Here is a 19,510-nt window from a genome sequence, read left to right on the forward strand (position 1 = left end):
AAGCGCGTGGACCAGCAGCGCGCTTCGCCCGCCGGAACTGGCCCCAAATGGGGCTTGACTTCGGCGGGCAAGCTCGCGATAAAGAAAGAAAACTGAAGGTTTCGAATTCAGAATGTATGGCGCAGACCGAGATTGAAGGCTCGGTCGCCACTGCCGTTGCCTGTGGCGTTGCCGACCGTGTAGCCTGCGCCGTTGCGATTCATCATATGGCCGTAGGCTGCATACACATCGGTGCGGCGCGACAGGTAATACCGGTAGCCAAGCGCCAGCTGCGTAGCATCCTGGCGGCCGATGGTGTTGTCGTGCTTTCGCAGCCAGGAAGCCATCCATATGCCTGCGCCCTGGGGAATGGACAGGCCCAGCATGATGCTGCGGCTGTCGTGGCTTGGCCCTGGCGGGACAGCATAGCCGAAGGAATTGGCACTGTCGCGCATCTGCGTGCTGTCCGGACCTTTGTCCCTGCCGACTGCAATATGGGTTTTCGCCACGCCAAAGTCATACACGGCAGCCAGCAGCGTGTTGCTGGCTGGCTCCTGGTCCGGCTCGGGCGGCGGGGCGGCCGGATTGCTGCGCCGATGGTGGCCCACGTGCACCGCCAGAGGCCCACTGGTATAGGAAAAAGCGCCACCGGCCGCGTGGCCGCCGCGCTGTTGGCCGCTTTTGTCACCGCTGGCATAAGCCAGTTCCACGTTCACCCCGTGCCATCTCGGCGAGGCGTACTTGACCGAACTTTCCATGGTACCGGCGAAGCCCATCAGGTTTTCGGTATCGCCCGCCATACCGGTGTCGAAGGGATCGGCGGCCGCCATGGCGAGGTACTGGGGCGTGAGCTGCAGCCCCAGCGTGACCGTGCCCAGCCGGCTTTCCAGGCCGACGTAAGCCTGGCGCCCAAACAGGCGGCCGCCCTGCCCCGCCTGGCCGGTATCGGCGCGAAAACCGCTTTCCAGCACAAAGACGGCGGCGCTGCCGCCGCCCAGATCTTCCCTGCCGCGCAGTCCAAAACGCGAGCCCGACTCGACGCCGCTGGTCAGCTTGGTAAGCGCCGCCTGTCCGCCGCTTTCATGCACCAGCGCCATGTCGATCACGCCATACAGTTCTACGCCCGTCCCGGCCGCCGCGGTCCCTGCCGATGCGCTGGCCGCCAGCGCTAGCATTACTTTCCTCATTGATTCGCTGCCTCATGAAATGGCCTGCGACGAGGCCGACGATCCGATGCTGCGCGAAGCGTCGCGCCGCTGCTGCAGCGCGCCGATTTCCCGGACCGAATGAAGCAGCGGCGGCGTTGCCTGCTTAGAACAGGACTCGCGCCAGGCCAGCTTTCTCGAACAGGTAATCGCGCGAAGCTTCCAGCTTGCGCGTCAACGAAGGCACATCGACGCCGACCAGCCGTCCCTGCCACTTGCGGATGCGGCCGGCCACCATCACGGTGTCGACGTTGCTGCGCTCCATCAAGGTCACCACCGCACCCGGCGCATGGTTGAGGGGGCTGACGTTCAAGGCTTCGCTGTCCAGCAGGATCAGGTCGGCCTGCTTACCAGGGCTCAGGCTGCCGGTTTGCGACGCCAGCCGGAGCGCCCGGGCGCCGCCAATGGTCGCCCACTGCAGCACTTCCCGTGCCGACACGGGAGCAAAGGTATGATCGCCTTCCAGTGCCAACTCGTTGACCAGGCCACGCTGCAGCGTCAGCGCGCATCGCATTTGCGTGAAGAAGTCGGCCGTCATGGTGCATTCCACATCCGAACTCAGGGATGGCATGATGCCTGCCGCCTGCGCGTGCAGCAGTGGCGGCGTGCCGTGGCGCATTGCCATTTCAATCGGCACCGCCAACGAGATGGCGGCACCGGCTTCGGCCACCGCTTTCCAGGCAGGCTGGTTGATACCGGTCATATGAATGATCAGGTTATCGTCCCGCAGCAGGCCGCGTGAAATCAGATCGTCCATCACAGCCTGCGATCCCATGCCGCCTACGCAGTGGAAGACTATCTGCAGGCCCAGTTCACGCGCGAGCTGCCAGGCGCGCTCCCATTCCGGCAGATAGACTTCGCCGCCCATCGCCAGCGTGACCTGGCTTTGCGTGCCGGCGAAGTATTCGCGCTGCAGGCGAAAAATGTCATGCGGGTACCTGCAAGCCAGGCCTTGCCCCTCAAAATACCCCAGGACAGCCCGCCGTCCAGCGTCGAGTAAAGCTGCTACGGCAGCGTCGGTATGTTCCGGCGAATGGTGGATCTGCGACACGTCGAGTACACTGGTGACCCCGGCATCGAGCTGGCTCAGCGAGCCATACAGCTCACTGATATACACATCTTCCGGGCGGTAGGCAGGCGCCAGCCGGCCCAGGATGCGCTCCATGTAGTTCGGGTATTCCGGCTGCGCCGGATCGCCGGACAGGATACCGTCGGCCAGGCTGCTGCGCAACGCCGTTTCAAACTGGTGGTGGTGGGTGTCGACGAAGCCCGGCACGACAATCTTGCCGCGTCCATCGATCGTTTGGACCGGGGCGCTGATACATTGCGCCAAACCGGATCCGATAGCGGCAATCGTGTCGCCGTCAATCAGGATGTCGGCACATGCGTAATCACCGATCTGGTTGTCCATGGTAAGGATGCAGGCGTCTTTGATCAAGACCTGGACGTGATCCTTGCCGCTGTCCTGCGGCATCGCTGCGGGCTGCGTTGGCGACCGCCCGGCTTCCGGCAGCCGCGCGAGCAAGATGGCGCCGGTCGCAGTTCGGCCATCGGCTTTCGAATGATGCTGGCACATTGGGGAATTCCTTTCTGGGTTGCAGTGTTCAACCCATCCTAGGCTGCGCATGCCGGGCGGTGCCTGAGCAAGCTACTTTCCCGGACCGATTTACGGACTGCGATGGAACTTTCCCGCTGCTTGATCCACTACTTGACCCGCTGTTTGCCGAGCTTGCGAACCAGCGAACGGCGGTGCATGCCCAGCTGGCGCGCCGCCTCCGAGATGTTGTAGCCTGTCTCGGCCAGGACCGCATGGATATACTCCCATTCCAGGGTCTTGACAGAAGTGGCACGGCTACTGGCCGCAATGTCCGTAGTGCCGGCCACGTGGCCAAGTGCCGCTTCGATCTCATCGGTGTTGGAAGGCTTGGACAGGTACTGGATCGCGCCCAGCTTGATCGCTTCCACCGCCGTATTGATGCTGGCAAAGCCAGTCAATACTACGATGCGCATGGCGGGATCACGCCGGCGCAGCAGCTGCACGCAGGACAAGCCTGTCGCGTGGCCTTTCAGCTTGAGGTCGACCACGGCATAGGCAGGCGCATGGCACGCCAGCCGGTCGCAGACCTCGTCCAGGCTTTGCGCCAGCAGCACCTGGTAGCCGCGGCGTTCGAACGAACGCGCCAGCGTGCGCGCAAATGCGGCATCGTCTTCCACCAAAAGCAGGATGCGCCCGGCATCAGTTGTCATGGAGCTCCTCCAGCGTAATCGCCGCCAAAGGCAGGCGCAGGCAGACTTTGGCCCCGCCCCGGCCCAGATTGGCGGCCGCCAGCGTTCCGCCTAGCCTGCGCGCCACGTTCATGGCCAGGAATAGTCCCAGTCCACCGCCCTCGCGCCCTTTGCTGGAGTGGTATGGTTTGCCGAACTGGGCCAGCATTGCGACAGTGAATCCAGGCCCCGCGTCTGTCACCCGCACTGCCAGCATTTCGCCGTCGATGCTTGCTTCCATGCGCAGCCATTGCGGCGAGGCTTCGAGAGCATTGTCCAGGAGATTGCAGATGGTCTGTTTTATGATGGAATCGGAAACGATACGCACATCGCGCCCGATCCGGTTGTCGAACTCGAAGTCCGCTACCGTCCTGGCGATGCGCCATTCCGCTGCCAGGCCGGACAGGAAGGCATTGATGGTGGTGGGTCTCGACAGCTCGCCACGCGTCTGGCCTGCGCAAAGCAGGATGCTGCTGACCGTCGTCTTGCAGCGTCGAAGCTGCGCTTCCATCTCGCCGAGCTCTGCGCGCAATGCACGATTGCTGCTGAATTCCGGCATCCGGCGCCAGTCGCCCAGAATGACCGCCATGGTCGCCAGCGGAGTGCCCAGTTCGTGCGCCGCGCCGGATGCAAGCAATCCCAAACGGACGACATGCTCCTCTTCTACCGCCTGCTGGCGCAGGTCGGCCAGCTTGCCGGCAGTGCGGCGCAGGTTGCAAATGATGCGGCCAGTAAACATCACCAGCAGTCCTGCGATGAGCACGAAGCACAGCAACACGCCTTGAATGTACAAGCTGAAGATGCCGGAGCCAAGGTCCGCCGGCAGCTCCAGCGGCCGCGAAAAGACCGCCAGCGCGGCCAGGCAGGCGGTGCTGGCGCCGACGACCAGCCAGCTCGAACGCTGGTCGAGCAGCAGCACGCTGAGCATCACCTGCAGCAGATACAGGAAGGCAAACGGATTGGAGATGCCCCCGCTCAGGTGCAATTGCACCGTCAGGCAGGCGACGTCGGCCAACAGTGCCCACAGCAGCTCGCCGTTCGAAACCGCGGCTTCGCCCCGACAGCGCAGCACGCTGGCAATATTGAAGACGGCCAGGCATCCGAGCACACTCAGCATGGCAGGCAGCGGCAGCGGCACGCCGCAGCTTACGCTGCAAACCATGATCGCCGCCCCCTGCCCCAGCACAGCCAGCCAGCGCAGTGCAATCAACTGCCGCATGTTCTGCCGTCCGGAGGCGTGCAAGATGTTGCCGGCGACGGTGGATGCGGCACCGGCCGCGCCGTCCTCGCTCGCCAGGGAAGCCTTCATGGCGTATGGTGCATCATGCCATTGGTCATGCCTGGCATCATGTTGCTGTTCAGGTGATGCATGACCCAGAGCGAGCCACTGAGCATGATCGCCACCAGCACGAAGGTGAAGATGAGTGCCAGCAAGTTCCAGCCCCCTTCCGACCTGGCATTCATGTGCAGGAAGTACACCATGTGTACCACGATCTGTCCAACGGCCAGGCCAAGCAGGACATAGGCCGCCGTGCTGGAGTGGACGAACACATTGCCCATCACCAGCCAGAAGGAAACGGCGGTCATGATGGCAGCCAGTACGAAGCCGATGATGTATCCGCGCAGGCTGCCGTGCGCCGGATCGTGCTGCAGGTGTTCGCTCATGGCAGCACTCCCATCAGGTAGACAAAGGTGAACACGCCGACCCAGACCACATCGAGGAAGTGCCAGAACAGCGATAGGCACATCAGGCGGCGCCGGTTCTCCGGCGACAGGCCATGCTTCTTCAGCTGGAACAGCAGCGTGACCAGCCACACGATGCCGAAGGCGACGTGCAGCCCATGGGTGCCGACCAGGGCAAAGAACGCGGTCAGGAAGCCGCTTTGCTGGGGCCCGGCGCCTTCCTGAACCAGGTGGATGAATTCAAACAGCTCGAAAAAGACGAAGGTTGCGCCAAGCACCCCGGTGATGGCCAGCCAGCCCATTACCTGCTTCAGCTTCTGCCTTTGCATCTCCAGCATGGCAAAGCCATAGGTGATCGATGACAGCAACAGCAGCGTGGTGTTGATGGCCACCAGCGGCAAGTCGAACAGTTCGGCCCCGGATGGCGCGTTCGCGTAGCTGCGTCCCAGCACCGCATACGCGGCGAACAGCACGGCGAAGATCAGGCAATCGCTCATCAGATATAGCCAGAAGCCCAGCATGGTCCCGTTCTGCGGATGATGATTGCGCACCAGGAAGCGCGCGCAAGGGTCGGCGGGCATCGCGCCCGCGACGATAGGATGATTGGTAGTCATAAGTTCAGGCGATTTTCAGGAGACGGGTACGCATTTCTTCCGTGTGCGCGACTTGATCCGCGGGAATGTAGTAGTCGCGCCGGTAGTTAAAGGTGTGGGCCACGATTGCCGCCAGCAGCACGGCAAAACACAGCCCGGCCGGCAGCCACATATGCCAGATCAGCGTGAAGCCGAGCGCGAAACTGAGCGCCGCCAGGATAAAGCCGGCGCGGGTATTCTTCGGCATATGGATCGCAGAAAATCCGGCCAGCGGACGCTGGAAGCCGTGCCTTTTCATATCAGTCCAGGCATCATTGTCGTGTACGCGCGGCGTGATGGCGAAGTTGTAATCCGGCGGCGGCGACGCGGTCGACCACTCCAGGGTACGGCCATCCCATGGATCGCCTGTGAGGTCGCGCAGCTGCTTGCGGCGCTTGAAGCTGACCGCAAACTGCACGGCCATCGCCGCCATGCCGACAGCGATCAGGACGGCGCCCACGGCAGCGACGATAAACCAGGGCTGCAGCGATGGATCGTCGAAGTGGCTCATGCGGCGCGTCACGCCCATCAGGCCCAGCACATACAGGGGCATGAAGGCCAGGTAGAAGCCGATCACCCAGCACCAGAACGAAACCTTGCCCCAGAAGGCGTCGAGCTGGTAGCCGAAGGCCTTTGGAAACCAGTAGTTGATGCCTGCGAACATGCCAAACAGGACGCCGCCGATGATCACATTGTGGAAGTGCGCGATCAGGAACAGCGAGTTGTGCAGCACGAAATCGGCCGGCGGAACCGCCAGCAGCACGCCGGTCATTCCGCCAATGACGAAAGTGATCATGAAGGCGACGGCCCACATCATCGGCAGCTCGAAGCGGATGCGGCCGCGATACATGGTGAACAGCCAGTTGAAGATCTTGGCGCCGGTCGGGATCGAAATGATCATCGTCGTAATGCCGAAGAAGGAATTGACGCTGGCGCCGGACCCCATGGTGAAGAAGTGGTGCAGCCACACCATGTAGGACAGGATCGTGATAACTACCGTCGCATACACCATCGATGTATAGCCGAACAGGCGCTTGCCGGAGAAGGTCGAGACGATTTCCGAGAAAATGCCGAAGCACGGCAGGATCAGGATGTAGACCTCGGGATGGCCCCAGATCCAGATCAGGTTCACGTACAGCATGGAATTGCCGCCAAGGTCATTGGTGAAGAAGTTGGTGCCGAACATACGGTCCAGGGTCAGCATGCCCAGCACGGCCGTCAGCACCGGGAAGGCGGCGACGATCAACACGTTGGTGCACAGCGCGGCCCAGGCAAAGACCGGCATCTTCATCAGCGTCATGCCGGGGGCGCGCAGCTTGACGATGGTGGCAATCAGGTTGATGCCCGACAGCAGCGTCCCGACGCCCGAGATCTGCAACGACCAGATGTAGTAGTCCACCCCGACATCGGGACTCGCCAGGATTCCGGACAAGGGCGGATAGGCCAGCCAGCCGGTGCGCGCGAACTCGCCCACGAACAGTGAAGTCATGGTCAGCATGCCGCCGAATGCAGTCATCCAGAACGAGAAGTTGTTCAGGAAGGGAAAGGCGACGTCGCGCGCACCGATCTGCATCGGCACCACGTAGTTCATCAGCCCCGTCACCAGCGGCATCGCGACGAAGAAGATCATGATCACGCCATGGGCCGTGAAAATCTGATCGTAGTGGTGCGGCGGAAGGTAGCCCAGGTTCTCGCCAAAGGCCATGGCTTGCTGCGCACGCATCATCAGCGCATCGGCAAAGCCGCGCAGCAGCATCACCAAGCCAAACACCATATACATGATGCCTACCTTTTTATGATCGACACTGGTGATCCAGTCGCGCCACAATGGCCCCCAAAGCCGGTAACGGGTCAGCAGGCCCAGGATGGCGGCGCCCGCGAGCGCCACCATGATGAAGGTACCCAGCAGAATCGGCTCGTGGATGGGAACCGCATCCCAGCCCAGCCTGCCAAATATCAATTGTTTCAGGTTAGCTTGTTCGTACATAGTCAGTTCTTTCTGGTTTCAGGGCTGGCGCACTCCACCCCGCTCGCGGCCTGGGTCAGGCGCTGCGCAGCGCGCTCCGCAGCCAGTTCGGCACTGCTGCGGTGGCGGGCGACCCGGGTCGCGTTTTCGGACATCATCTCGTTCATGCATACGGCGTTGCGGTCGACACAGCGGTTGACGATGGCGCTGTACAGGCCGCCCTCGACGGCGCCGTAATAGCGCACCTTGTCGCGCGTGCTGGGTTTTTCCAGCGCCGCATATGCGGCGCGGTCCAGCTGAACGGTACTGCGCTTGGCGCCTTGCACCCACTGCGCGAAGTCTTCGCCGCTCAAGCCATGGAACTTGAAGCGCATGCCCGAGAAACCGGCCCCGCTGTAATTGGAGGAAAAGCCGTCGTAGATGCCAGGCTTGTTGATCACGCCGTGCAACTGGGTTTCCATGCCGGGCATGGCGTAGATCTGTCCGGCCAGGGCAGGAATGAAGAAGGAGTTCATCACGCTCGATGCGCTGATCTTGAAATTGATCGGCACGTCGACCGGAGCCGCCAGCTCGTTCACGGTCGCGATGCCTTGCTCCGGATAGATGAACAGCCATTTCCAGTCCAGCGCCACCACTTGCACCTCCAGCGGCTTGACCGTAGCCGGCAGCGGGCGACGCGCATCCAGGCGCTGCAGCGGGCGATAGGGGTCGAGCGTGTGGGTAGCGATCCAGGTCAGCAGCCCCAGTACGATAATGATCAGCAGCGGACCGCCCCAGATCAACAGTTCCAGGACCGTCGAGTGATCCCAGTCCGGCGCATAACTGGCTGCGTTATTGCCCTTGCGGTAGCGCCAGGCAAACAGAACGGTCAAGGCGATGACCGGGACAATAATCAACAACATCAGCAAGGTGGACACCGCGATCAGGTGGCTTTGCTGAGCAGCGATGTCGCCCGAAGGCTTCATCACCACCGTATTGCAAGCGCCAAGTGCAGCCAGTGGCACCATGAAGAGCCCGCGAAGGAATAAGGAACGTGGCATACGAATAAGTCCTGTGTTGAATGGGTTCGTGCTGCCACTTTATTCCTGCCCTGCGGTCCTGCACATTGGACACTTTGTCCGCTTCGTCGCGCAAACCTCGGACCGGATGACTGCCGCCAGGGCGCACACCGGTTTTCAACCCGAATTATTGCGAATTGGAAACTCAAAGCCGGCTTTGCCCCGCGTAAACCGGACCGATTAACGGCTTTGGCTGCTTGGCGCCGCTTGTGCGGCATCGGTAGCGATGACGATACTCAGCTTGCTGGCATCAATGTGCTTGCGGAAGGCGGCATTGACCTGCCGCAGGGTGAGCGCATTGAGCTGCGCTTCCTGAGCCTTGTTCCAGGCGAAGCCGCGGGCCATCTGCATCAGGCGCAGCCATTCCCAGGCCAGGGCGTCATCCTCCGCCCGCTGCTGGGCGCGCAGCCGGAGCATGGCGGCCTTGGCACTTTCCAGTTCAGCCCGGGTAAAGCCCTGCTTGAGCGCCCGCTCCAGCTCCTGGCGGATGGCTGCCTCCAGCCTGGCCATGTTTTGCGGCGCCGCCACCGCTTCGACCGTGAAAATGCCGGCATCGTCCCGCTCGCCGGCCCGCAGTGCAGAGCCCCCCCAGTACGACAGGCCTTCCCGTTCCCGGATCCGGTCCATCAGGCGCGACTTCGCCGCGCCGCCAAACATGAAGTTCGCGGCCTGCAGCGCCAGATAATCCGGATCGTCCAGGTTCAAGGCGACGTTCATGCGGGCACCGTACATGGCGTTTTCCTTGTCCGCTGCGGCAAGCACTTTGCGGACAGCCGGGATGGCGGCGTACCGGTCGAGGACAGGGGCGTATTCCGAATTGCTGCGCCAGCCGGCCAGCTCCTCGCTGACGGCGCCGAGCAATGCCTCTTTGTCGAAGTCGCCCACCACCGCCAGTGCGCCATGCGAGGCGCCATAAAACGCGGCATGAAATGCCTTCAGGTCCTCCAGGCTCAGGACCCGTACTTCGGCGATCTGTTGCTCGAGCGTCAGCACAGCCCGCGGGTCGCCTTTGGGCCATTGATTGAAATGCAGCTCCAGTTCGCGCCGCACCATCGATGTCGGCTCACCGCGCTGCGATTCAAGGCTGAGCAGCCACTGCTGGCGCATCTGGTCGAATTCCATTTGAGAGAAGGCCGGCTCCTTCAGCACATGGGCCATCAGGCGCATGGCGGCCGGCAGATGCTGCCGCGTGGTTTCGAAATTGAATGGCGTGCCGGTGATCTTCAATGCCGCCATCTCATCGGCCAGCTGCGCCCTTGTGTATTTGCTGGTCCCGCGCATGAGCATGGCGTTCACCGCCGTCGCCACGGTCTGCTTGCCGAACAGCGTATTCTCGTTCCCCCAATGCAGCTGCAGCTCCACGGTCACGGTCTCGCCCCGGTTTTTCTTGGACAACAGCGCGAGCTTCAGTCCTCCGACTTGCGTCAGCTGCGTGCGCGCCAGGATGTTGTCGTGACTGGTGTCGAAGTACGCCCCGGCTTGTTTCCCTGCCTCGCCGCGGTAGGCTCGCAGCAATTCGGCGGCAGTCGGCGCCGTACCGATCAGCGCGCGCTGGGGCGCGTCATCCGGCAGGAAGGTGCCTACGGTGCGGTTATCGCGCCTGTAATAGCGTTCCGCCGCCTGCATGATTTGCTGCCCCGTCACCGAGGCAATAACCTCGCTTTGGCGGAACAGCAGACGCCAGTCGCCCAAGGCAATGGCTTCGCTTAACGCGATGCCCAACTGCTGCGGATTGCTCAGCGCCTTGTCAAGCGAATTGGCAAACTCGCGCCGTGCGCGCTCGACCTCTTCCGTCTCTGGTGGTGCGCTGGCAAACCCCTCCACTGCGGAGACCAGCGCATCGCGTACCGGCGCTACCTCCTGCCCCGACCTGACGACGGCGCCGAACATTTGCATGCCGGGAGCCATGCCCGCCTGGCTGATCGCAAAGACATGGGCCGCTTTGCCCGTTTCCACCAGCAGTTTGTGCAGGCGGCCATTCGGGGCGTCGCTGAGGATGGAACTGGAGAATGCCAGCGCTTCGGCATCGCCGTGCAGGCCGGATGGCACCTTGTAGCCGACCATGACGATCTGCTGGTCACCGCTGCGCCGCACGGCAAACTGGCGCTCGCCATCCTGGGCCGGCTCAACGGTCCAGAATTGCGGCAGCTCGCGCTTGGGCTTTGGGATGGCGCCGAACGCCTTGCCGATCCAGGCCAGGGTTTGCGCCGGATCGAACTTGCCGGCGACCAGCAGTACCGCATTATCGGGCTGGTAATAGGTGCGATAAAAGGCGCGCAGCCTGCCAATGTCCACATGCTCGATATCGCTGCGGTTGCCGATGGTGGCGCGTCCATAGCTGTGCCAGTCGTAGGCCACACTTTCCATGCGCTTGTGCAGCACCTCGTAGGGATTGTTTTCGCCGAGCTCATACTCGTTGCGGACCACCGTCATTTCCGCGTCCAGGTCCTTCTTCGCGATAAAGGCGTTGGTCATCCGGTCGGCTTCCATATCCAGCACCCATTTGAGGTTGTCGGGGCTGGCCTGGAACACCTGGTAGTAGTTGGTGCGGTCCTGCGAGGTGGTGCCGTTGAAATCCATGCCGCGTACCGTGAATTGGTGCATGAGGTCGCGATGCCGTGGCGAGCCCTTGAACATCAGGTGCTCGAGCAAATGCGCCATACCGCTTTCGCCATAGTTCTCGTGGCGCGAGCCCGCCAGATAGGTCATGTTCACGGTCGCCGTTGGTTTGCCCGCATCGGGAAACAGAAGCACTTTCAGGCCGTTTGCCATGCGATATTCTGTGATGCCAGCCAGCGACGGACCTTGCGTCATGCCCGGCGGGATCGCCTGCCCGAACGCAGGAGGGAGGATGCATACTCCAAGCAGCAGCGGAGCCAGGTACCGGGTTGCCATTGTGTTTTAGTCCTAGAGTGAAAACCGCATTGGAATAGAGGGCAGTCCGACAGTCGCCCCGCTGCGCAAATTCCCAGACCAAAGGAAGCCTGCCCAAGCTTCATTTGGTCCGAATTCCTGACGGGGCATCAAGGCGCAAGACTGTTGTCGGATAAGCTACGGTTCGACTCTCTCCCCTCCATCCGGTGTCTTATGCTCCCCACCCGCCCCTTGCGAGCAGTCCATACTGCCGTATGCAACTGGTTTCGCGCCAGCTTCGACTTCATGCGCGTTGCACGCGTCGTGCTGCTGATGGCCCCTACGCTGGCGTGCTTCCTGTCCACTGGCGACAGCAGTAGCCTGAAAGCTGGCTTCTTGGGTGTGCTCTTGCTGTCCGCGGCGGAAAAAACACAGCCTTCGCTGTTCCTGCTCTTACTGCACGCTGGAGCCATCCTCGGTTCCGTTGCGCTTTTCAGCCTGGCTTATCCATATGCCTGGCTGTTTGTGCCGCTGTGCGCCGCTTACGGCGCGGCAGCCGGATGGCTCGGCCGCTGGGGGCCAGCCTGGCAATCGCTTGGCAATTATGGATTCCTGGCGGCGCTATACCTGGGCTGCGAGCTCAACGCAGGCGGCGGCATTATGCTGGCGGGCTACCTGCATTTGCTGTCCTGGTCGGGACTAGCGCTGGTCCCCACAGCGCTGGTGCTGGTGTGGAAGCTGTCCGCCGGCGAAGCCGGTGCTGCAGCCGCCCTGCGCGTCTTCTGCCGTCGCCACAATATGCTGCCGGCGCGCGCATCTGACACCGAGCGGGCCCGCACCGCCAGCGATGCCGCCGTGGTGCGCTGCGCGGCCGTGCTGCTGGCCGCAGCCCTGGTGCGCTATCTGCACCTGCCGGCCGGGGAATGGCTGATCTGGTCGGCTGCCAGCGTCGTCACCGGTTCGATGCCCAGCGTGCGGCGCAAGGCTGGCGACCGTGCTGTGGGCGTGCTGTGGGGCGCCGGCGCCGGCATGACACTGTGCTGGGTGGCCTTGCAGGCGGCACCCGCCATGCTGCACACCGGTCACGCACTGCCAGCCGTATGCACCCTGGTGACCGCCATTTCCCTCGGTTGCTGCCAACGCTATCGCCTGGCGTTTGGACTGCGCAGCATGATGTGCGTGGTTCTGGCGGCGACGTCTGGTTATGGGGTTGGGGTGGCCGTGCTGCGCTCAGCCAATGTGCTGGTGGGCGGGATGATCGGTGCCGCGCTGACCCTGCTGTATGAACAGCGCGGTGCCCGCATCCCAGGGCTCTGAATCTAAGGCAGGTCAGGCTGTTCCGAGCGCCTGAATTGACGCTCCAGCTTACGGCGGTAGTTCCGGTCCGTCGCCAGGCGCGCCTTCAACTCACGGTCCTTTGCCGCATTGACGTTCATGCTGACGCAATCTGCGAATTCATCGGTACCTGTGCGATAACCATACTGCATGCAGGACGCCGCAGCGCGGCCGGCATAGTCGGTCTGCACCGGATAGCGGTGGTGGGCGCAAGCTGTCGCGCCCAGGCAGGTAGCGAAAGCCAGCAAAAGCGTACGCGCCAGGGGGCGCTTGCCGGAGTGGGAGTGTTGCATAGGTTTTCCTTGGAATCAGGGCGAATCGATTCGCCCCACGTCCGGACACTGTAGGGCCGTCGCCAAGACTGCCGGTGCGAAGCGCCAGATTTCAGACCAGTCCGCCGGAACCGGCGCGCGTAGGTTAATGGGTCCGAAAGTTCCGCTCCGGGCGCTGCGGTCCGTGCAATTGCAGCGATTATTTACTGGCGGCCTGGCCGCACGTTACCTTCGCATGCCAATTGATCGCGGCGCCCGCGCCGCCACGCCTATGTCCAAATACCGAACAGAAAATCCAGACTTCAATCCCAACCTGCTGCTCGACACCATGAAGGAATGGCTGGGAGTGCGCACCGACTGCCGCCTGGCACAGCGCCTGGCCGTTGGCGGGCCTTCGATTAGCAAGCTCCGCCACGGCAGGGTGCCGGTCTCCGCAGACCTTCTGGTGAGCATGCATGAGGAAACAGGCCTCAGTATCCGCGAGCTGCGCTTACTGGCCGGCGATCTTCGATGGCACACGGGAAAGTCCGCGCCAACGATGTTGCCGGCGCAAGTGCCACGGATGTTGTCCGATCATGCCCGTCTTTGCGCCGAAATGGCACGCGTCCGAAAGCGCGTTTCCAGCGGCGTCGCGCTGCGCATTGCCGCCGGCACACCAGGCATGCACGATGCCCTTTACGGGTAACCATACGCCGCTCAATCATTGTTCCCCCCGGCGTAGCCGATCCGCAGTTTCCCACCATCGTTAAAAGGAGTAAGTTAATGAAAGCGCAGAAATGGGAAGGAGTCTTCCCCGCAGTAACCACCAAATTCCACGCGAATGAGGAACTGGACCACGCGGCAATGGAACAGCACTTTGCCTTCATGATCGACAGCGGCTGCCACGGCCTGGTGACCTGCGGTTCCCTGGGCGAAGCGAGTACCCTGTCCTTCGAAGAGAAGCTGGCTGTCGCCAAGACCGCCGTTAAAGTAGCCGACGGCCGCGTGCCGGTGCTGGCCAACGTCAGCGAAACCCGTACCGCCAATGCCGAGCGCTACGTGCAGGAAGCGCGCGACCTGGGCGTGGACGGCTTCATGGTGATGCCCTCCGTGCTGTACGCCGCCGACGCTTTCGAAGCCAAGGCCAACCTGCGTACCATTGCCAAGGCTGCCAAGCTGCCGATCATGGTGTACAACAACCCGGTCACCTACAAGGTCGACCTGACCCCGGCCGACTTCAAGGAGCTTTCCGACTGCGAAGAACTGGCCGCCATCAAGGAATCGACCGACAATATCCGCCGCGTCACCGACCTGCGCAACGCAGTGGGCGAGCGCTACCAGATCTTCATGGGCGTGGACGACCTCTCCTTTGAAGGCCTTGCGGTGGGTGCAAACGGCCTGCTGGCCGGCCTGGTGGTGGCCTTCCCCCGAGAAACCGTGGCCCTGTACGAACTAATGAAGGCTGGCCGCTACGCCGAAGCGCTGAAGCTGTACCAGTGGTTCATGCCGCTGCTGCACCTCGATGTCTCTAGTAAGCTCGTGCAAAACCTGAAACTGGTCGAGGCACTGGTCGGTGTCGGAAATGAAAACGTACGCCGCCCACGCCAGCCGCTGCGCGGAGCGGAGCGAGAGTTTGTCATCACGCTTGTCGAACAAGCGCTCGAGACCAGGCCATCGCTCACTTCGCTTGCAATGCAGACCCAGCCTCCGCAAGCATGATGCTATGGGCCTGCTCAAAGTCGAATCCATCCAGGCAGCGCTGTATTGCTGAAGCGCGCTCCTCCCCATAGCGCGCCGCGAATTCGCCGCGCAGGCCGGCGAAGCGCTCAATCGCTTCGCCATCCATGGCAGCCAGCAGTTGGGCAAGCTCCTGTAAGGCGTCGTGCCAGGCTTGTGGATCGCGCAGCGTCTGCGCCTCTTCCGCGCGCTGCTCCGGCAAGGCGGCAGTAATGCCCTGGCACACGCGCAGCAATTCCTCCTCCAGCGCCGAGACGTCGCCCTGCACCTGCGCCCATTCCAGATGCTTTTGCGCCGTCACTTCGGCCATTCCCGCCAATACCTGCACCTGGCGTACGCCCAGGTTGCCCGCTACCCCGCGCAGCGTGTGGGCCAGGAGTTCCGCGCCAATGTAGTCGTGCTGCTGGAAGGCGGCGGCGATGCGCTGCGCCGTACCGCATTCGTCGCGGGCAAAACGCCGCAGCAGGTCAGCCAGCAGCCCGGCATTGTCGCCGGCCACGGCACGCGCCGCATCCAGGTCGATGCCTGGCAATTCGGCAGGCAGTTCGCCGCTGCCGTCCATATCTGCGCTGGCGGGGCCTTCGTCGCTCAGGTAGTCTCGCAGATACTCCCGCAGCAGACGGTATAGTTCGGCCGGCTGCAAAGGCTTGCCAAGGTGCTCGTCGAAGCCCTCTTCCAGGCAGCGTAAACGGTCCTCCTGCATGGCGTTGGCGCTCAAGGCGACCACCGGCAGGTCGTCAAACGCCTTGTCGTCGCGCACATGCCGGATGGCCGAACTGCCATCCATTTCCGGCATCTGCAAATCCATGAAGACCAGCTTGTAGTATGCCGGGCCCACCAGCCGCAGACGGTCCAGCGCAATCCGGCCGTTGACCGCAGCGTCCACTTCGATGCCGCAGCCTTGCAGCAGTTCGGTGACGATCTGCCGGTTGATGTCGTTGTCTTCCACCAGCAGCACCCGCACATCGCGCAAGTGCGGTGTGCTCATGATCGTGCGGCGCACATGGGTCCCGGGACCTTCGGCCGCGTGGGCCCGTTCGAATTCGAGTTCGAAGTAGAAGCGGCTGCCGACGCCGGCTTCGCTTTCGACGTCGATGGTTCCGCCCATTAGCATGATCAGGTCGCGCGAAATGCTCAAGCCCAAGCCCGTGCCGCCGAATTGGCGGCTGGTCGAACCGTCGGCCTGCGAGAACGGTTTGAACAGCCGGTCCAGCTGCTCGGCCGTCATGCCGATGCCCGTATCCTGCACGCTGAATTCGAGCCGCACCCGGTCGGAGCGTGCCGGCGTGGCGCGTACGGTCAAGGTCACGGCGCCGTCGGATGTGAACTTGATCGCGTTATTCAGCAGGTTGATCAACACTTGCCCAAGGCGCAGCGGGTCGCCCCGCAAGTGGCGCGGCATGTCCTCTGGAAACTCGAAGCGGTAGTCCAGCCCCTTTTCGGCGGCGAAAGGCGCAGTCAGGGACAACACCTGCTCCAGGGTTTCACCCAGCTCGAAGTCGGTATGCTCGATATCGAGCTTGCCCGCCTCGATCTTGGAAAAGTCCAGGATATCGTTGATCACTCCCAGCAGCGTCTTGCCGGCCAGGTGGATCTTCTGCACATAATCGCGCTGCCTTGCCGACAGATCGGTGGACAACGCCAGGTACGACAGGCCCAGCACGGCATTCATCGGTGTGCGGATTTCGTGGCTCATATTGGCCAGGAAGCGCGACTTGGCTTGCGTGGCCTCCTCGGCCTTATCGCGCGCCGCCTGGGCTTCTTCCTTCTGCTGGAGCACTTCGGCGGTGCGCGCCGCCACTTCGGCAGTGCGTTCCTCCACGACGCGCTCCAGTGCAGCGCGCTGCGCGGCCAGCTGCCGAATGCGCCAGCGATAGAGTCCATACAGTCCACCCAGGAAAATCAAGCCTATGATGCACAGCGCCCACCAGGTCTGGTACCACGCGGGCAGCACGTCCACCTCAATCTGCAGCGGCGCCTCGACCCAGTTGCCGTTGTGGTCCGATCCGCGCACCTGCAAGGTATATCGGCCCGGGGAGAGATTGGTGTATGAGGCGATGCGGCGCCCCGCATCAGTATTGACCCAGTCCTTATCGAAACCGACCAACCGATACGCGTAGCGATTCAGCTCGGGGGCGTGATAGTCCAGCGCCGCAAACTCGATCGCTATGCTGTTCGCGTCGGAGGCCACCGTCAGTGGAGGCCCTTTTCGCACATTCGAATACTGCAGCGGCAGCGGCTTTCCTCCGACCCGGATCGCGGTCGTAACTACCGGTGGCCGGCATTGGCGCGACTTAAAGCGCTCCGGCCAAATAATGCTGGCGCCACGGTCACCGCCGAACACCAGTTCACCTTCTCCAGTACGTGCACCGGCCTGCGCCCAGTAACTTGCAAGCGCCGCGCCTTCATTCTGCTTCAGCCTGTCGATTGCAAAAGTGGCGGGATCGATCCGGACAACGCCATCGTTCGTGCTGGCCCACATCATCCCTGCTGCATCGAGGCGCAGGTCGTTAATGTACCCGTTGAGCATGCCTTGGGCAGCCCCCAGCCAATGGAGCTGGGGCCGCCCGTCGGTGCCTCGCCTTTCCAGGATCTGCAACCCGCTGGCCGTACCGATCCATAGGCGGCCCTGTCGATCCGAGGCGAGCGTAGTCACATAATCGCTGACCAAGTGATGACCGTCGTCCGCCCCCGACCTGATCTGCTCCGACACGGTGCCGTTTGCCAGATCAACCCGGTTCAGGCCAGTACCTGTACCTACCCACAGCGTTTCATTTGATTCCGGCAGCAAGACGCTGACGCGTGGCCCGCTTAGCCCCTTCACCGCCCGCATTCCTGTCGGCCGCGCAAGAGTTCCGCCCATGATGAACAGCCCTTCGCGAATGGTACCGATCAAGAACGTGTGTCCCGCCAACCCAAGTGTACTGACGCCTGAACGAATTTCAGGCTCTGGCAACCGAACTCTCGCCACCCGCCTCCCGTCCGGACTGGAACGGTACAGATCTCCGCCAGCGCTAATTCCTATATCGCCGTTCGCGTCCGCAGCCATGGAATAGATGAAGCCGCGACGAATCCTGCTGTGGCTTTCTTCAGAAGCCACGCCCAGCCGCCTCACGGATCCCTTGGAGGGATCGACGATGTCCACCCCTCCGTTACTGGCCCCCAGCCACAAAGTACCGTCGGGACGCGCAAGCACTGCAGGATAGCCGTCCTGCATTGGAATGCCTGCGGTTAACTCGCTGATGATCAGCGTTTGCACCGCCAGCCCACCTTCATAGCGGGCAATTCCATGATCGCTTCCTAGCCAGAAGGCACCACTTCTGTCATGTAGAAAGGCGTAGACCGAATTCGACGGCAGGCTATCCTCACGAAGCGGATCATGTTTCAGCGTGCGGTACCGCAGGGTCGTTCCGTCAACGGCCACAACACCGACGCCAGGCACACTCGCCCAAATTTCGCCCGCAAACGGTTCGCCGAAACAAAAGACGGGCCCCGGCATTGGCACTTGCCGCGCAGTTCCAGTAGCCGTATCCAAGACAAAGACGCCGTCGTCTGCAGCCACCATCCAAAGCTTGCCGTCGCTGGCCAAAAACATCGTAACGATGACCGGGGGCCTCCCTGAGCTAACCGGCAAAGGCACCTCGACGAATTGCTCGCTTCCGGCGGCTTTTCGAACCAAGCCACGTGGCGAACCAACCCAAAGCGTCCCCTTGGCATCGCGCTCAAGCGACAGAACCACCTCCAATGGCTCCTCATCACCTTTACCCGGCTTATAGGGACGATGGTGAGTTATGGCGCCTGCGGTAGGCGTGGCGCCGGCCGGCAAATGGTCAAGGCCTTCGTCAGTGGCAAGCCACAAGCCGCCGGCGCCGTCATCAACCATCTGATGCAAAGTCGCCGACGACAAACCAGCATTCTTCGGGTTGAAGACAATAAAACGGTCCCGTTCGCGATCATAGCGGGCCAGTCCGCCGCTAGCTGTTCCAACCCATACGTTGCCCTCCCTATCGATCAAGATGCACTTGATATAGTTATCGGGGAGGGAGTAGGGGTCACCCGGAATCGATTGGTATTTGATGAACCGGTAGCCATCCCAGCGCGCTAAGCCACCCTGGGTTCCGATCCATAGAAATCCATCCCTGTCCTGTGCGAGGGCGACGACAGGGGCGTTGGCCAATCCGACCCGGACGGTTTGAAACGTCGGCGGTATCAGCGCTTCCCAACGCTTCGGAGCGCGCTCGGCGGTGGCTGCGCAAGATGCGGCCACGAACAGCAGGCCAAGTAAACCTGTGACGACGCGCAAAGCCGCAAACATTCGTTCAAAGTAGCAATTGTGAATGAACGCCATGGGCGGAACACTTCGCATGAAATGGTGGCCAGCACAAAGCCGCGTGCAAGAACTCTCCTCCGCGCCGCAGAGGATTACTTTCTATTTTACAACGCCAAGGCTATCACGTAACTTATTTCTAAAACAAGTGCCAAAGGGACTCGGCTAGGGGCCATCGACATTCTGCATGCACGCCTGGCTCCGTTCGGCGATGTTGAC

The 19,510-nt window shown here is 62.2% G+C and carries 14 protein-coding genes; 3 read left to right on the top strand and 11 right to left on the bottom strand.

Annotated features, from left to right (window positions below; translation table 11 throughout):
- Positions 1-107: 107 nt before the first annotated feature.
- The 9 genes from ACN9M3_RS20675 to ACN9M3_RS20715 form a co-directional block, all read right to left on the bottom strand.
- Positions 108-1,166: a porin gene (locus ACN9M3_RS20675; protein ID WP_426318495.1), complete on the bottom strand. Its 1,059-nt coding sequence runs from the start codon at positions 1,164-1,166 to the stop codon at positions 108-110.
- 124 nt (positions 1,167-1,290) lie between these two features.
- Complete coding sequence (locus ACN9M3_RS20680; protein WP_426162423.1) at positions 1,291-2,760, bottom strand: amidohydrolase family protein; 1,470 nt, start codon at positions 2,758-2,760, stop codon at positions 1,291-1,293.
- 128 nt (positions 2,761-2,888) lie between these two features.
- Positions 2,889-3,431, bottom strand: a complete 543-nt coding sequence (locus ACN9M3_RS20685) for a response regulator transcription factor (protein ID WP_426162424.1) — start codon at positions 3,429-3,431, stop codon at positions 2,889-2,891.
- Positions 3,421-4,758, bottom strand: coding sequence for an ATP-binding protein (locus ACN9M3_RS20690; RefSeq protein WP_426318496.1), 1,338 nt, complete (start codon positions 4,756-4,758; stop codon positions 3,421-3,423). Before ACN9M3_RS20690 ends, ACN9M3_RS20685 begins: the two co-directional genes overlap by 11 nt.
- Entirely contained in the window at positions 4,755-5,114 is a 360-nt protein-coding gene (gene cyoD, locus ACN9M3_RS20695) for a cytochrome o ubiquinol oxidase subunit IV (RefSeq protein WP_426318497.1), read from the bottom strand. Before cyoD ends, ACN9M3_RS20690 begins: the two co-directional genes overlap by 4 nt.
- Positions 5,111-5,713 carry a cytochrome o ubiquinol oxidase subunit III gene (cyoC, locus tag ACN9M3_RS20700; protein WP_426172259.1) on the bottom strand — a complete coding sequence of 201 codons (603 nt, stop codon included), beginning with the start codon at positions 5,711-5,713 and terminating at the stop codon, positions 5,111-5,113. The genes cyoD and cyoC overlap by 4 nt, the downstream gene beginning before the upstream one ends.
- A 37-nt stretch (positions 5,714-5,750) precedes the next feature.
- On the bottom strand, positions 5,751-7,751 hold the full coding sequence (gene cyoB, locus ACN9M3_RS20705; protein WP_426318498.1) for a cytochrome o ubiquinol oxidase subunit I: 2,001 nt from the start codon (positions 7,749-7,751) through the stop codon (positions 5,751-5,753).
- A gap of 2 nt (positions 7,752-7,753) precedes the next feature.
- The gene (gene cyoA / locus ACN9M3_RS20710) at positions 7,754-8,770 is read right to left on the bottom strand and encodes a ubiquinol oxidase subunit II (RefSeq protein ID WP_426318499.1); all 1,017 of its coding nucleotides are present in this window, start codon (positions 8,768-8,770) and stop codon (positions 7,754-7,756) included.
- Positions 8,771-8,968: 198 nt separating this feature from the next.
- Positions 8,969-11,683 (bottom strand): M16 family metallopeptidase, encoded by a 2,715-nt coding sequence (locus tag ACN9M3_RS20715; RefSeq protein WP_426318500.1) that lies wholly within the window; start codon positions 11,681-11,683, stop codon positions 8,969-8,971.
- Positions 11,684-11,875: 192 nt separating this feature from the next.
- Between ACN9M3_RS20715 and ACN9M3_RS20720 the strand changes: the two genes are divergently transcribed.
- Positions 11,876-12,958 carry an FUSC family protein gene (locus tag ACN9M3_RS20720; RefSeq protein ID WP_426162430.1) on the top strand — a complete coding sequence of 361 codons (1,083 nt, stop codon included), beginning with the start codon at positions 11,876-11,878 and terminating at the stop codon, positions 12,956-12,958.
- Between the two features lie 2 nt (positions 12,959-12,960).
- Here ACN9M3_RS20720 and ACN9M3_RS20725 read toward each other — a convergent pair whose 3' ends face one another.
- Positions 12,961-13,269, bottom strand: a complete 309-nt coding sequence (locus ACN9M3_RS20725) for a hypothetical protein (protein ID WP_426162431.1) — start codon at positions 13,267-13,269, stop codon at positions 12,961-12,963.
- Between the two features lie 163 nt (positions 13,270-13,432).
- Between ACN9M3_RS20725 and ACN9M3_RS20730 the strand changes: the two genes are divergently transcribed.
- Both ACN9M3_RS20730 and ACN9M3_RS20735 read left to right on the top strand, forming a co-directional pair.
- On the top strand, positions 13,433-13,933 hold the full coding sequence (locus ACN9M3_RS20730) for a helix-turn-helix domain-containing protein (RefSeq protein ID WP_426318501.1): 501 nt from the start codon (positions 13,433-13,435) through the stop codon (positions 13,931-13,933).
- A 77-nt stretch (positions 13,934-14,010) separates the two neighbouring features.
- Positions 14,011-14,946, top strand: coding sequence for a dihydrodipicolinate synthase family protein (locus ACN9M3_RS20735; protein ID WP_426162433.1), 936 nt, complete (start codon positions 14,011-14,013; stop codon positions 14,944-14,946).
- Here ACN9M3_RS20735 and ACN9M3_RS20740 read toward each other — a convergent pair.
- Complete coding sequence (locus tag ACN9M3_RS20740) at positions 14,906-19,312, bottom strand: two-component regulator propeller domain-containing protein (RefSeq protein WP_426318502.1); 4,407 nt, start codon at positions 19,310-19,312, stop codon at positions 14,906-14,908. The genes ACN9M3_RS20735 and ACN9M3_RS20740 overlap by 41 nt on opposite strands.
- Positions 19,313-19,510: the final 198 nt, after the last annotated feature.

The organism is Pseudoduganella sp. R-43 (assembly GCF_049913255.1).
Taxonomy (GTDB): Bacteria; Pseudomonadota; Gammaproteobacteria; order Burkholderiales; family Burkholderiaceae_D; genus Rugamonas.

Coding starts and splice junctions, on each gene's coding strand:
- cyoD (WP_426318497.1), bottom strand. CDS start 5,114: ATGAGCGAACACCTGCAGCACGATCCGGCGCACGGCAGCCTGCGCGGA.
- cyoA (WP_426318499.1), bottom strand. CDS start 8,770: ATGCCACGTTCCTTATTCCTTCGCGGGCTCTTCATGGTGCCACTGGCT.
- ACN9M3_RS20680 (WP_426162423.1), bottom strand. CDS start 2,760: ATGTGCCAGCATCATTCGAAAGCCGATGGCCGAACTGCGACCGGCGCC.
- ACN9M3_RS20720 (WP_426162430.1), top strand. CDS start 11,876: ATGCTCCCCACCCGCCCCTTGCGAGCAGTCCATACTGCCGTATGCAAC.
- ACN9M3_RS20685 (WP_426162424.1), bottom strand. CDS start 3,431: ATGACAACTGATGCCGGGCGCATCCTGCTTTTGGTGGAAGACGATGCC.
- cyoC (WP_426172259.1), bottom strand. CDS start 5,713: ATGCCCGCCGACCCTTGCGCGCGCTTCCTGGTGCGCAATCATCATCCG.
- ACN9M3_RS20740 (WP_426318502.1), bottom strand. CDS start 19,312: ATGGCGTTCATTCACAATTGCTACTTTGAACGAATGTTTGCGGCTTTG.
- cyoB (WP_426318498.1), bottom strand. CDS start 7,751: ATGTACGAACAAGCTAACCTGAAACAATTGATATTTGGCAGGCTGGGC.
- ACN9M3_RS20735 (WP_426162433.1), top strand. CDS start 14,011: ATGAAAGCGCAGAAATGGGAAGGAGTCTTCCCCGCAGTAACCACCAAA.
- ACN9M3_RS20725 (WP_426162431.1), bottom strand. CDS start 13,269: ATGCAACACTCCCACTCCGGCAAGCGCCCCCTGGCGCGTACGCTTTTG.
- ACN9M3_RS20690 (WP_426318496.1), bottom strand. CDS start 4,758: ATGAAGGCTTCCCTGGCGAGCGAGGACGGCGCGGCCGGTGCCGCATCC.
- ACN9M3_RS20715 (WP_426318500.1), bottom strand. CDS start 11,683: ATGGCAACCCGGTACCTGGCTCCGCTGCTGCTTGGAGTATGCATCCTC.
- ACN9M3_RS20675 (WP_426318495.1), bottom strand. CDS start 1,166: ATGAGGAAAGTAATGCTAGCGCTGGCGGCCAGCGCATCGGCAGGGACC.